Here is a 13,804-nt window from a genome sequence, read left to right on the forward strand (position 1 = left end):
TAGTTACTTTAATTTTTTGTTTTTGATCAGTATAACCCTTATTTGTAAGTGATATTATAATAACAGTTGACAATGCTACTGCACCTAATGCATCCATTGTTTGATATCCTTGTTTAACACCTTCTGCAAATATGTCTTGTATCATAGGAGTTGGGCTTATTTCTCCTAATGGAGATATTATACCTTTAACTATTAATACTCCTAACGCTACTAATAAAGCTGGTGTTAAATATTGACCTATTATATCTACAACTTTTGATGGCTTTATAGTTAATATAAAAGTTAATGAGAAGAATATTATAGAGAATAATATCGGGTTGAATCCACTAGCTAATGGTGATACTCCCATCTCAAAAGTTGTTGCTGCTGTTCTAGGTATTGCTAAAAGTGGTCCTAGGCATATCATTATTGCTGACCCTAATACTATAGCTAAGTTTTTTCCTGATCTTCCAAGAACTTCACTTAACTCTCCATTACACTTAGCCGCTGCTGCTACTGCTAATAATGCTAAACCAACGTCAGCTAATAAAAATCCTCCAAATCCAGTTAACCAACTTGAACCAGATACTACTCCTAAGTATGGTGGAAATATTAAGTTCCCTGCACCAAAGAACATAGCAAATAATGCAAATCCTATTATTACTACATCTTTATTCGTTTTGCTCATATTAACTCCCCCTTAAATCCATTTGAATTTAAATAATTAAAATTTTAATTTTAGTTATTTAATCCCTTTTTATTTAATTTAATATTTCGAATTAATTATACCATCTATATTTTCAAAACGTCAATAATATTTAAAATTTATTAAATATTCAGAATTTTCTTCCTTAATGTTAATTATTTGTCATTTTATGGAATTACTAACTTTTGAATATTTTTGCAATTTAAAATTTAATTCTATTTTCTATTTGATTATATGTTTTGATATCAAATCATCAAAATTCTCTTTAATCATATCCTAACAACTTTGAAAACCTAATCCATTGCCAAAGCTTAAAGTGTTTGAATAAATAAAAGCCAGCTTAATACCGTTAAGCTGGCTTTTATTTATTCATTAATTTGAACATTATTTAATAGTTTTTCTGTTAAATTTTTTACTTAATTTTCTAAATCATTTATTTTATACTTCTTTGTAGTTATCAAAAAATCTAATTGTTTTAAACTATCCTCTTTTTATTTTATTAAATTATCAAATTTAAGTATCTTTGCATTTTTTACACCTGTTATAATATCTTTATTTTTCTTTTATATCAAACGCTATAAATATTTTTCTTTAAATCCCTTTCCTTTAACTTCATTTACATTATTTACGGAAATAAATGCTTTTTTATCATATTTTAAAGCAATTTCTTTAATTTTTGGAATTTCTCCTGATGCAACTATACAATAAATAATTCTTTTCTTTTCATGAGTATAGGCCCCTTCTGCATCTATAAAGGTTACCCCTCTAATTAAAGTAGACATTATCTCTTTTGCAATTTCCTCATTTTTTTCAGATATAAGCATAACTTGTTTTTGCTCATTAAGAGCATCCTTAGTCACATTCATTGTAGATACATTTAAGAACATATCTATTAAAGTATATAAAGCAATATTTAATCCAAATAGCGCTGCTCCTAATAAAACTATAAAGAAGTTTATTGTAAGACTTGTATTTTTTATAGGTATATTTTTCTTTACCTTAAGTATAGCCCCTATTATATCCGTTCCTCCAAGAGATGATTTAGTTTTAAAAACTATCCCCGCGCCAATACCTGTAAGTATTCCTCCATATATAGTTTGTAAAAATAAATCATTTATAGTTAAAATATGCCCTAATTGTTGAGTTATACCAAGTATAAAAGAATATACTATCATATTTATTAAGCTAGTTATACAAAATTCTTTTTGTAAGTATATAAAACCTATTACAAATATAGGTATATTTATTAAAAAAGTAAGTAATCCTACATTTAAACCAGTTATATAATTTATAGCAACTGCAAATCCAGGAACTCCCCCACTTAGCAAATGTGCCGGCCTTAAAAATACGTTAGTTCCTATAGCACTTATAAATATACCTATTATTATAACAATATATCTTACAATCAAATTATCTTCTAATATGGTGTTTACCTTAGCCATTAACGCAATCCCCTTTTCAATTAATAATTATAGTTTTTTCAATTTGTAAGTAAAATACTAATTCTTTTATATTTATTTGTCAACTTAATTAAGCTAAGATTTAAAAATAAAAATATTTATAATTTATATTAAATTAAAAAAAATGCTATATTATAAAAATAACATAGCACTTGTAAATATATTTATTATATAAAATAGTTCTGTAATGGTATATAGTCTATTTTTTCATTATTTTTCTTTATATTTATAGCTTTTAAAAATAATTTAGCTGTATCAATACATGTAAATATAGGTATTCTTCTTTCCGTTACTTTTCTTCTTAATTTAAACCCTTCAGTTTCAATATTATTTCCCTTTGTCGGAGTATTTATTACTATACTTATGTTTCCATTTGATATAAGATTATTTAATCCATCTAAATCTATTTCTTGTGAGCAAATTCCTTTTTCATTTAAAAAATCATTTGTTCCCTTTGAACCATATATATCAAATCCTAAATCATAGTAATCCTTTATAACATCAAAACCTTCTTCTTTATCTATATCTTTTAAAGATATATATATTCCTCCATTTATAGGAATATTAAGATTTACCGCACTAAACCCCTTGTATATAGCCTTATCTAATTCTTTATCTACTCCCAATACTTCTCCAGTTGATTTCATTTCTGGCCCCAAATATACATCTACATTCGGTAGCTTTTCACTTGAAAATACAGGTATCTTTACTGCATATAAATTTTTATTTTTCATAAGCCCTGTTCCATAATCTAAATCTTTTAAACTCTTACCTAGCATAACTTCAACTGCAATATTAACCATAGGAACAGAAGTTACCTTACTAAGTATAGGTACTGTTCTTGAAGCTCTAGGATTTACTTCTATTACATATATATTTTTCCCATCAAATACATACTGAATATTAACAAGACCTATTATTTCTAACTCTTTAGCTATTTTCTTTGTATAGTCTACTAATGTTTCTATTGTTTCATTATCTAAATTTATAGTAGGATAGACAGTTATACTATCTCCAGAGTGTACCCCTGTTTTTTCAACATGCTCCATAATTCCAGGTATTAATATATTTTCCCCATCAGATATTGCATCTACTTCTATCTCTATTCCTCTTACATATTTATCTATAAGTACTGGATATTCACTTGATAGACTTACTGCTTCATTCATATAATTTTCAAGAGCCTTGTCCTCATAAACTACCTGCATGGCACGTCCACCTATTACATATGAAGGCCTTACTATTACAGGATATTTTAGATTATTAGCTACATTTAAAGCATCTTTTAGATTAGTTACAGCTTCTCCACTTGGCATTGGTATATCTAATTTTTTTAATAGGTTTCCAAATTTTTCTCTATCCTCTGCTAAATCTATAGATTTAAAAGATGTTCCTAAAATATTTACCCCTTTTTCATAAAGTTTTTTAGCTAGATTTATAGAGGTTTGGCCACCAAACTGAACTATAACACCTTCAGGATTTTCTTTATTTATAGCATTCATAACATCATCTATATATAGAGGGTCAAAATAAAGTTTATCTGCAGTATCAAAATCTGTACTTACAGTTTCTGGATTATTATTTATAATAATTGATTCATACCCTAATTCCTTTATTGACCAGGCTCCATGAACAGAGCAATAATCAAATTCTATTCCTTGCCCTATTCTTATAGGTCCTGACCCTATAACCATGATTTTCTTATTATCAGATACTATACTTTCATCTTCTTCATCATAACAAGAATAATAGTATGGAGTATTAGATACAAATTCACCACTACATGTATCTACCATTTTATATATTGGATATATATTATTGTCTTTTCTAATTTTATCTAGTGATTCAGGATCAATTCCCGTAATTTCACATATCTCTTTATCTGTAAATCCTATTTCTTGTGCTTCATAAATTAGTTTTTTATCGATAGTTTGTTCTTTTAGTTTGTTTTCCATATTTACTATATTATTTATACCATTTAAGAACCACTTATCTACCTTTGTTAATTCAAATATTTCATCTATAGATACATTGAGTCTTAGAGCTTGAGCTAGCGCAAATATCCTTTCATCATCACACATTTTTATTTTTTCAATTATTTCATCTTTATTCATATTTATTAAACTAGGCATTCTAAGTCCTGTGAAATTTGCTTCTAGTGATCCTATTGCCTTTAAAAGAGCACTTTCAAAACTTCTACTTATTGCCATAACTTCTCCAGTTGCTTTCATTTGAGTCCCTAATTTTCTTGTAGCTTTACTAAATTTATCAAAAGGCCACTTAGGTATCTTTACTACTACATAATCTAAGCTTGGCTCAAATAAAGCACTAGAATTTTTTGTTACATAATTTTTAAGCTCATCAAGACTATATCCAATGGCGATTTTAGCTGCTATTTTTGCAATTGGATAACCTGCTGCTTTAGAAGCCAAGGCACTAGATCTACTAACTCTTGGATTAACTTCAATTACAACATATTTATTACTATTTGGGTCAAGTGCAAGTTGAACATTACATCCACCTTCAATTTTTAAACTTCTTATTATATCTATAGAAGCTTTTCTAAGCATCTGATATTCTTTATCTCTTAGCGTTTGAGATGGAACAACAACTATACTATCTCCAGTATGAACTCCTACAGGGTCTATATTTTCCATATTACATATAATAATACAGTTATCTTTTTTATCTCTTATTACTTCATATTCTATTTCTTTCCATCCAGCTACACTCTGCTCTAGAAGTATTTGTCCGATAGGGCTACTTTTTATACCATTTTCACATAATGGTATAAGTTCCTCATAATTATTTGCTATACCTCCACCAGTTCCTCCTAATGTATAGGCAGGTCTTATAATTACAGGATACCCAGATTTTCCAACAAACTCTATACAATCATTTATACTTGTTGCTATTGTACTCATAGGAACTGGCTGGTTAATTTCTAACATTAATTGTTTAAACAACTCTCTATCTTCTGCTTTTTTTATAGTGTCACTATCTGTACCCAATAGTTTTACATTATACTTATCAAATATTCCTTTTTCGTTTAACTCCATAGCTAAATTAAGTGCTGTTTGACCACCAAAACCAGCTAAAATTCCATCTGGTTTTTCTTGTTCTATAATTTTTTCTAAAGCTTCTATATTAAGAGGTTCTATATATACCTTACTTGCAATATTCATATCTGTCATTATAGTTGCTGGATTACTATTTACCAGAATAGTTTCTATTCCCTCTTCCATAATAGCTTTACATGCTTGTGTTCCTGAATAATCAAATTCTGCTGCTTGTCCAATAACTATAGGTCCAGACCCTATAATTATAACTTTTTTAATACTTTTATCTATTGGCATTACTTATCCCTCCTTTAATACAGATATAAATTTATCGAATATATAAGATGAATCCTCAGGTCCTGGTGCACCTTCTGGATGAAATTGTACCGAAAATACAGGAAGATATTTATGTTTCATTCCTTCTACTGTATTATCATTTAAGTTTATATGAGTAACTATCATATCTTTATCTTTTATACTTTCTGGATCTACTGCATAACCATGGTTTTGAGAAGTAATATATGATTTATCTCTTTCTATATCATAAACTCCATGATTTCCTCCTCTGTGACCATATTTCATCTTATAAGTATCTCCACCAACTGCTAATGCAAGTATTTGATGACCTAAACATATTCCCAAAATAGGTATGTTTGGTATAAGCTTTTTAGCTGTTTCTATAGCCTCTTTTACTTCTTTTGGATCTCCAGGTCCATTACTTAATAAAACTCCACTTGGATTTATGCTCATTATATCTTCAAATGAAGCATTATATGGAAATATAGTTATATCGCAGCCTCTAATTTTTAAATTATTAACAATATTAGCTTTTACACCAAAATCAACCAAAGCCACTTTAGGTCCATCTCCCGATATATGAATTACTTCTTTAGTACTAACATCCTTCATCCAGTCGTCTTTTATTTCATATTTTAAAAGCTCTTTTACCTCATCTATAGATAAACCTTCATTAGATATTACACATTTTAAAACTCCACTGTTTCTAATTTTTTTAGTTATACTTCTTGTGTCAACACCGTAAATGCCTACTATGTCCATACTTTTCAGCATTTCATCAATCCCATTTTCACTCATATAATTTGATGGATTTGTAGATATATTTTTTACAATAAATCCTTTTGCATGTACTTTTGATGATTCATTTTCAATTTTATTAACTCCATAATTTCCTATAAGTGGATAAGTCATATTTATTACCTGTCCAGCATAAGAAGGATCTGTAAGTATTTCTTGATATCCAGTCATAGATGTATTAAATACAAGTTCCCCAAAAGTTGTTCCTATTTTTCCAAATCCTTTTCCTTCATATATACTTCCATCTTCTAAATATAAAATTGCTTTCATTATTAACCACCTCTCTTTATATTAATTAGATAATTCATATAAAACTTCATCTAGTATATTTAAACCTTTATCTATTTCTTCCTTACTAATATTTAAAGCCGGTACTATTCTAACTACATCTTCCCCCGCACCTACTAATAAAAGTCCCTTTTCAAGGCATTTATTAATTACCTTGCTTTTATCAGTCTCCAGTTTAATTCCAAGCATTAACCCCATACCTTGAATTTTACTTATAACATTATATTTATTTTTTAATTCTAAAACCTTATTTATAATGTATTCACTTTTTTCATTTACTTCTCTTACTACACCTTTATCCACCAATTCATCTAAAACTGCCAATGCTACCGAACACCCAAGAGGGTTTCCACCAAAAGTGCTACCATGATCACCAGGAACAAATGCACTAGCTACTTTTTGTGTTGCAACTACAGCTCCAATAGGAAAACCTCCCCCTAAACCTTTTGCCATACATATTACATCTGGAATAACATCAAATTTTTTATATGCAAATAAACTCCCCGTTCTACCCATACCACACTGTATCTCATCAAATATTAAAAGAGCATCGTATTTTTCACATAAATCTTTCACTTCTTTTAGAAAGTCTATTTGTGCAACTAATATTCCCCCCTCTCCTTGAATAGGCTCAACTATAACAGCACAAGTATTTTCATTTATTTTATTTTTTATATCTTCTATGTCATTAAATTTGGCACTTTTTACGCCTTCCATAAGCGGCATAAAATCTTTTTGATATTTTTCCTGTCCTGTAACAGCAAGTGCTCCAAGTGTTCTTCCATGAAAAGAATTTTCCATATATATTATTTCATTTTTTTGATTTCGTCCATTTTGTTTGCCATATTTTCTAGCCAACTTCAAAGCTGCTTCTACTGCTTCTGTACCACTATTACAGAAAAATACTTTATCATGGTCACTATAATTACATAATTTTTTAGCAACTTCTAATTGCTTTGTATTCCAATATAAATTTGATACATGCATTAAATTATTACTTTGATCATTTATAGCTTTTATTATAGCTGGATTAGAATGACCTAAACAATTTACTGCAACTCCTGAAACAAAATCAATATATTCTTTTCCATTTACATCATAAACTTTACTACCTAATCCTTTTTCAAAGACTACATCAAATCTTGAGTAAGTATTCATTAAACTATCTTTTGGCATTTATTTACCCCCCTAAATCTTTCCAATAGTAGCAACCATTACTGCTTTAATTGTATGCATTCTATTTTCAGCTTCATCAAATACAACTGAATATTTAGATCTAAATATCTCGTCTGTAACTTCCATTTCTTTAATTTTGAATTTTTCATATACTTCTTTACCCACGTCTGTATTTAAGTCATGATATGCTGGTAAACAGTGCATAAATATAACATTTGCATTTTCAGTTTTATTCATCATGTCCATATTTACTTGATATGGCATTAATAATTTTATTCTTTCTTCAAATTTATCTTCTTCACCCATTGATACCCAAACATCTGTATATATTACATCAGCCCCTTTAACTTCACTTATGTCTTCAGTTAAAGTTATTTTAGCTCCTGTTTCTTTTGCAACTTCTTTCATTTCATATACTAATTCCTCACATGGCCATAGTGATTTTGGCGCTAAAGCAACAAAATTCATTCCCATTTTAGATGCACCTATTAATAAAGAATTTCCCATATTGTTTCTAGCATCTCCAGCATAAACAAACTTAACTTCATTTAGAGGTTTATTTACATGCTCCATAATTGTTAAAAAATCAGCTAATATTTGTGTTGGATGATACATATCTGTTAAACCATTCCATACAGAAACACCAGCATTTTGTGCTAAAATTTCAACAGTTTCTTGTTTGAAACCTCTGAACTCTATCCCATCATAAAATCGTCCTAGAACCTTAGCTGTATCTTCTATTGATTCTTTTTTTCCCATTTGGCTATCATTAGATCCTAAGAAAGTAACATGACCACCTTCATCTAATACTGCAACTTCAAATGAACATCTAGTTCTCGTGGAAGTTTTTTCAAATAGTAAAACTATATTTTTGTTCTCCAGTAGATTACCCTTTATCCCTGATCTTTTCTTAGCTTTTAAGTCCTTCGATAAATCTAAAAGATATTGTATTTCCTGTGGAGTAAAATCTTTTAGTGTTAAAAAACTTCTTCCCTTTAAATTAATTGGCATTTTTAATTCCTCCCTCTATCATTGTACCTATTCCTTTGTTTGTAAATATTTCTAGCAATAAACTATGTTCTTGTCTTCCATCTATCAAATGGATATTTTTTGTTCCACTTTCTATAGCATTAATGCAACACTCAACTTTTGGTATCATACCACCTTTAATATTTCCTGATTTTATATAATCTCTTGCTTTATCTACGGTTATATGTGATATGAAAGTTGATTCATCATTCAATTCTCCATATATTCCTTTTACATCTGTTAAAAGAATTAATTTTTCTGCTTTTAAGTAAGAACTTACAGCAGATGCAACATAATCAGCATTAACGTTATATACATTACCTTCTAAATCGCATCCAATAGGAGATATTACAGGTAAGTAATCTTTTGCAAGTAAATCTAATAATATTTTTTTATTTATATTTGTAACTTCTCCTACATATCCAATATCTATCTTTTCATCACCTTCAAGAATATATGTTTTCTTAGCTTGAATTAGATTCCCATCTCTTCCACTAATACCAATGGCATCTATACCATGCATACATAATTTTGAAGTTATGTCTTTATTTACTTTTGACGATAATATCATCTCTACTGCTTCCATAGTATCCTTATCTGTTACCCTTAACCCTTTGATAAATTGACTATCTATATCTAATTTATTTAAAAACTTTGAAATATCTGGTCCTCCACCATGTACAATTACTATGTTTATTCCTACAAGTTTTAGTAAAACAACATCTTCTATAAATGCTTTTTTAGAATTTTCATTTTGTACTATGCTTCCACCGTATTTTATTACAAAAGTTTCGCCCTTAAATTTTTTAATATATGGCAAAGCCTCCATAAGTATTGATATTTTCTCACAATTCATTTATTTCCCCTCCTTAATTATCCCTCTTATGTTTTGCATTTTTATACAAAAAAAATCTCATCTCTTAAAATAAAGAGACGAGATTTTTCCCGCGTTACCACTCTTGTTAGTATACAATTTACACCAATAAATGGTTTTGCTTATACTTAATACAAAAATTATATATTTATATTATAAAAATACATAATTTTTGTATTAAAAAAACTCCCATCTCTTGAAAAATCAAGCGACGAGAGTTATCCCGCGTTACCACACTTATTGGTATAAAAAATTTATACCCACTCTATCCCTTTAACGGTGGAATCCGTATTTCCCTACTTAGTTTCAGAAAATCTCCTCCAGGGCTCTCTTCAATATAGTTATGTTACTAGACTCACACCAACTCTAGCTCGCTGAAACAATCACAATATTTACTTTCCCTTTCACTGGATTTACTATTTTTTTTATATTGATATTTACTGTATCAAAATATTTTCAATATTACAATATATTTTTTAAATTTTTTTTAAATTTTATTTTATTCAAAAATTAATTGTTTTTTGTATTGATACGTATCATATCAAAATATTTTTAATATTACAATATATTTTTTGAAAAATCTTCTTTGAAAAAATTTCTATCTGATATTTAGATTCTCCTCAAATTAACTATTTTCAAAACTTTTAGTTTAATTTACACTTGAATTTTTAATTAAAAAAATATTTTGGGTATTGCAAGTTATAAATGATTTTTGTATAATTTGCATTAAAATACTTTCAAACAATTAAAACATAAATTGTTAAAAGGGGTGATATAGTGATTAAAGTAGGTGTAATAGGATCTACCGGATATGCAGGTCAACAACTAGTTTGGCTTTTACATAGACATCCTGATGTTAGAATCTCTTTTTTATCTTCTAACAGTTATGTAGGTAGTTCATTTTCTAAAGTTTATGGTAATTACTCTAAAAATTTAGAGATGTTATGCATAAACATGGAAGAAGCAGAAAATAGACTTGATGAAATTGATATTCTTTTTATTGCTTTACCTCATGGGAAATCTTTTAATTTAGTTAAAAAATCTTTAGATTTAGGAGTAAAAGTTGTAGATTTAGGAGCTGACTTTAGACTTAAAGATGAAAATGCTTATAAGCAATGGTATAACATTGACCATGAAGCAGTTGATTTATTATCAAACGCTGTGTATGGATTACCTGAGATAAATAGAGATATTATTAAAAACTCTAATTTAATAGCTAATCCAGGTTGTTATCCAACTGCAAGTATATTAGCATTAAGTCCTTTATTAAAAAATAACCTTATTGAAAAATCATCTATAATTATAGATGCTAAATCAGGAGTATCTGGCGCTGGTAGAAGTTTAAATGTTTCTACCCTTTATGGAGAATGTAATGAATCAATAAAAGCATATGCTATATCTTCTCATAGACATACACCCGAAATAGAACAAGCATTATCTCAGGTTGCTAATGAAGATATCTATTTATCATTTACACCTCACCTAGTTCCAATGAACAGAGGTATATTAGCAACGTGTTATGCTAATTTAGTAAACGATATTTCTGAAGAAGAATTACATGATTTATATAGCTCTTTTTATGAAAATGAGCATTTTGTAAGAATTATCAAAGATCTACCAGAAACAAAATGGGTTAAGGGTTCAAATATATGTGATATTAGTATAAGAGTTGATAAAAGAACAAAAAAAGTAATAGTAATATCAACAATAGATAATTTAATAAAGGGAGCTGCAGGACAAGCAGTTCAAAATATGAATATTATGTTTGGGATAGATGAAAATATGGGATTAGATTTATTATCTATGTTCCCATAAATATATAATATAATCCTATGATAGGAAAAGTAGATACAGCAATTGTTTCAGCGAGCTAGAGTTGGTGTGAGTCTAGCAACATAGCTATATTGAAGAGAGTCCTAAAGGAGATTTTCTGAAACCAAGTAGGAAAATACGGATTCCACCGTTAAAGGGATAGAGTGGATATAATTTTTTATATCAACAAGAGTGGTAACGCGGGATAACTCCCGTCTCTTGATTTTTCAAGAGGCGGGAGTTTTTTAATACAAAAATTATATATTTTTAAACTTATAAATAAATGTATATTTTTCGTAGTAAATGTCAACAAAACTATTATATAATTCTCAAAAAAATTATGTTTTATTACAAAAGAAGGGGTAACTATTATGAAAATATTAGAAAACAAAACTATTACAGATGTTCCTTATTTTAAGGCAATAGGTATACATTGTGGTGTAAAGAAAAAAAGAAAAGATCTATGTATAATATACAGTGAAAAAAAATCTGTAGCTGCTGGTACTTTTACTACAAATAAGGTTAAAGCAGCACCAGTTATTTTAAATATGGAAAACATAAAATCATTCAATACACAGGCTATAGTAGTTAATAGTGGAAATGCTAATGCTTGTACTGGTGATGAAGGATTAAATAATGCTTATACTATGGCTACAACTGCAGCTGATTGTTTAGGATTATCTCCTGAAGAAGTATTAATAGCATCTACTGGAATAATAGGTGTTCCTCTTCCTATGAATATTATTATTCCTGGAATAAAAAAGGCATGTGATTCATTGTCATATACAGGTGGAGAATCTGCGGCTGAAGCTATAATGACTACAGATACTTTTACTAAAAAAATAACTGTTGAAATAGAAATAGATGGAAAAAACATATTAATAAGCGGTATTTCAAAAGGCTCTGGAATGATACATCCCAACATGGCTACTATGCTAAGTTTTGTAGTTAGTGATGTAAATATATCTAAAGAAATGCTTTCTAAAGCATTAAAAGATAGCGTTGAAGATTCATATAATATGATATCTGTTGATGGAGATACTAGTACTAACGATATGGTTATAGCTATGGCAAATGGTTCAGCTCAAAATTCTTTAATAGATAATGAAAATGATGACTTTATTAAGTTTAAAGAAGCTTTGGATTTTGTAAATAAAGAACTTGCTAAAATGATTGCCATGGATGGTGAAGGTGCTACAAAATTAATTGAAGTTTCTTTATACAATGCAAAAACCGTGAAGGATGCTAAATTATGTGCTAAATCAGTTATTTCATCGAGTTTAGTAAAATCAGCATTCTTTGGAAGTGATGCCAACTGGGGAAGAATTCTTTGTGCCTTAGGTTATTCAGATGGGGAATTTTATCCTGAAAAAATAGATATATTCTTTAAAAATGATGTTGGAACAGTTCAACTTGTTGAAAATGGCAAAGGGCTTTGTTTTAATGAAGAATTAGCTAAAGATATACTAGATCAAAAGAATATAAATATAACAATAGATTTAAAAGATGGTGAATATAGTGCAACAGCTTGGGGTTGTGATTTAACCTATGATTATGTAAAAATAAATGGTTCTTATAGATCATAAAAAATAAGTAAAGGAATTTTCCTTTACTTATTTTTTAATCTATATTTTTTTATGTTTTAATTATAAGCTTAAATTTTTAAATTCTAAATATCCATTCTTTCTTAATTTACAAGCTGGACATTCTCCGCATCCATTACCTTTAATTCCGTTATAACAAGTTAATGTTTCTTCCTTAATTATTTCAAGTACTCCTAAATCATCTGCCATTTTCCAAGTCTCAGCTTTATTAATCCACATTAACGGAGTATGAATTTCAAATTGATAATCCATAGATAAATTCAATGTTACATTTAAAGATTTTATAAACACATCTCTACAATCAGGATATCCACTAAAATCACTTTGTGATACCCCTGTTATTATATGGTTTATTTCTCTTTGTTTGGCAAATACCGCTACAAATGATAAAAATAATAAATTCCTTCCGTCTACAAAGGAATTTGGAAGTTTATCACTAGTCGTATCTTTATCAACTACTATATCTTGTCTAGTTAATGAGTTTGGTGCTAGTTGATTTAATAAGTTTAAATCTAGAATATGATGTTCTACATTATATTTTTTGCAAATGTCCTTTGCACATTCAAGTTCTAGCTTATGTTTTTGATTATAATCAAAAGATAGCGCTATAACCTCTTTAAACTTTTTCTTTGCCCAAAATAAACAAGTTGTACTATCTTGTCCACCACTAAAAACAACAATTGCTTTATCTTTGTTCATGAAGCAACACCATCCATTTCGTT

10 protein-coding genes and 2 other annotated features are annotated in these 13,804 nt (G+C 28.5%); of the genes, 2 read left to right on the forward strand and 8 right to left on the reverse strand.

The features are described from left to right. From VLM92_RS07580 to argB, 7 genes are all read right to left on the reverse strand, one after another. The coding region (locus VLM92_RS07580) for a branched-chain amino acid transport system II carrier protein (protein ID WP_325275731.1) at positions 1-667 on the reverse strand (667 nt) is incomplete at its 3' end. Between the two features lie 593 nt (positions 668-1,260). Next, the gene (locus tag VLM92_RS07585; protein ID WP_325275732.1) at positions 1,261-2,127 is read right to left on the reverse strand and encodes a YitT family protein; all 867 of its coding nucleotides are present in this window, start codon (positions 2,125-2,127) and stop codon (positions 1,261-1,263) included. A 185-nt stretch (positions 2,128-2,312) separates the two neighbouring features. Then, positions 2,313-5,501, reverse strand: coding sequence for a carbamoyl-phosphate synthase (glutamine-hydrolyzing) large subunit (gene carB, locus VLM92_RS07590; RefSeq protein ID WP_325275733.1), 3,189 nt, complete (start codon positions 5,499-5,501; stop codon positions 2,313-2,315). Between the two features lie 3 nt (positions 5,502-5,504). Then, positions 5,505-6,569 (reverse strand): glutamine-hydrolyzing carbamoyl-phosphate synthase small subunit, encoded by a 1,065-nt coding sequence (gene carA, locus VLM92_RS07595; protein ID WP_325275734.1) that lies wholly within the window; start codon positions 6,567-6,569, stop codon positions 5,505-5,507. 21 nt (positions 6,570-6,590) lie between these two features. Further along, positions 6,591-7,763, reverse strand: coding sequence for an aspartate aminotransferase family protein (locus VLM92_RS07600; RefSeq protein ID WP_325275735.1), 1,173 nt, complete (start codon positions 7,761-7,763; stop codon positions 6,591-6,593). 12 nt (positions 7,764-7,775) lie between these two features. Next, complete coding sequence (argF, locus tag VLM92_RS07605; protein WP_325275736.1) at positions 7,776-8,774, reverse strand: ornithine carbamoyltransferase; 999 nt, start codon at positions 8,772-8,774, stop codon at positions 7,776-7,778. Further along, positions 8,764-9,648, reverse strand: coding sequence for an acetylglutamate kinase (argB, locus tag VLM92_RS07610; protein ID WP_325275737.1), 885 nt, complete (start codon positions 9,646-9,648; stop codon positions 8,764-8,766). The genes argF and argB overlap by 11 nt, the downstream gene beginning before the upstream one ends. A 222-nt stretch (positions 9,649-9,870) precedes the next feature. Further along, positions 9,871-10,083 (reverse strand) — a binding site (T-box leader). A gap of 360 nt (positions 10,084-10,443) precedes the next feature. Between argB and argC the strand changes: the two genes are divergently transcribed. Further along, entirely contained in the window at positions 10,444-11,481 is a 1,038-nt protein-coding gene (gene argC, locus VLM92_RS07615) for an N-acetyl-gamma-glutamyl-phosphate reductase (RefSeq protein ID WP_325275738.1), read from the forward strand. Positions 11,482-11,489: 8 nt separating this feature from the next. Beyond that, positions 11,490-11,701: a binding site (T-box leader), on the forward strand. Positions 11,702-11,849: 148 nt separating this feature from the next. Beyond that, complete coding sequence (gene argJ, locus VLM92_RS07620; RefSeq protein ID WP_325275739.1) at positions 11,850-13,064, forward strand: bifunctional glutamate N-acetyltransferase/amino-acid acetyltransferase ArgJ; 1,215 nt, start codon at positions 11,850-11,852, stop codon at positions 13,062-13,064. Positions 13,065-13,124: 60 nt separating this feature from the next. Here argJ and queC read toward each other — a convergent pair whose 3' ends face one another. After that, entirely contained in the window at positions 13,125-13,781 is a 657-nt protein-coding gene (gene queC, locus VLM92_RS07625) for a 7-cyano-7-deazaguanine synthase QueC (RefSeq protein WP_325275740.1), read from the reverse strand. Positions 13,782-13,804 lie beyond the last annotated feature (23 nt).

Origin of the sequence: Romboutsia sp. (assembly GCF_035470145.1) — a bacterium.
Lineage (GTDB): Bacteria > Bacillota > Clostridia > Peptostreptococcales > Peptostreptococcaceae > Romboutsia_D.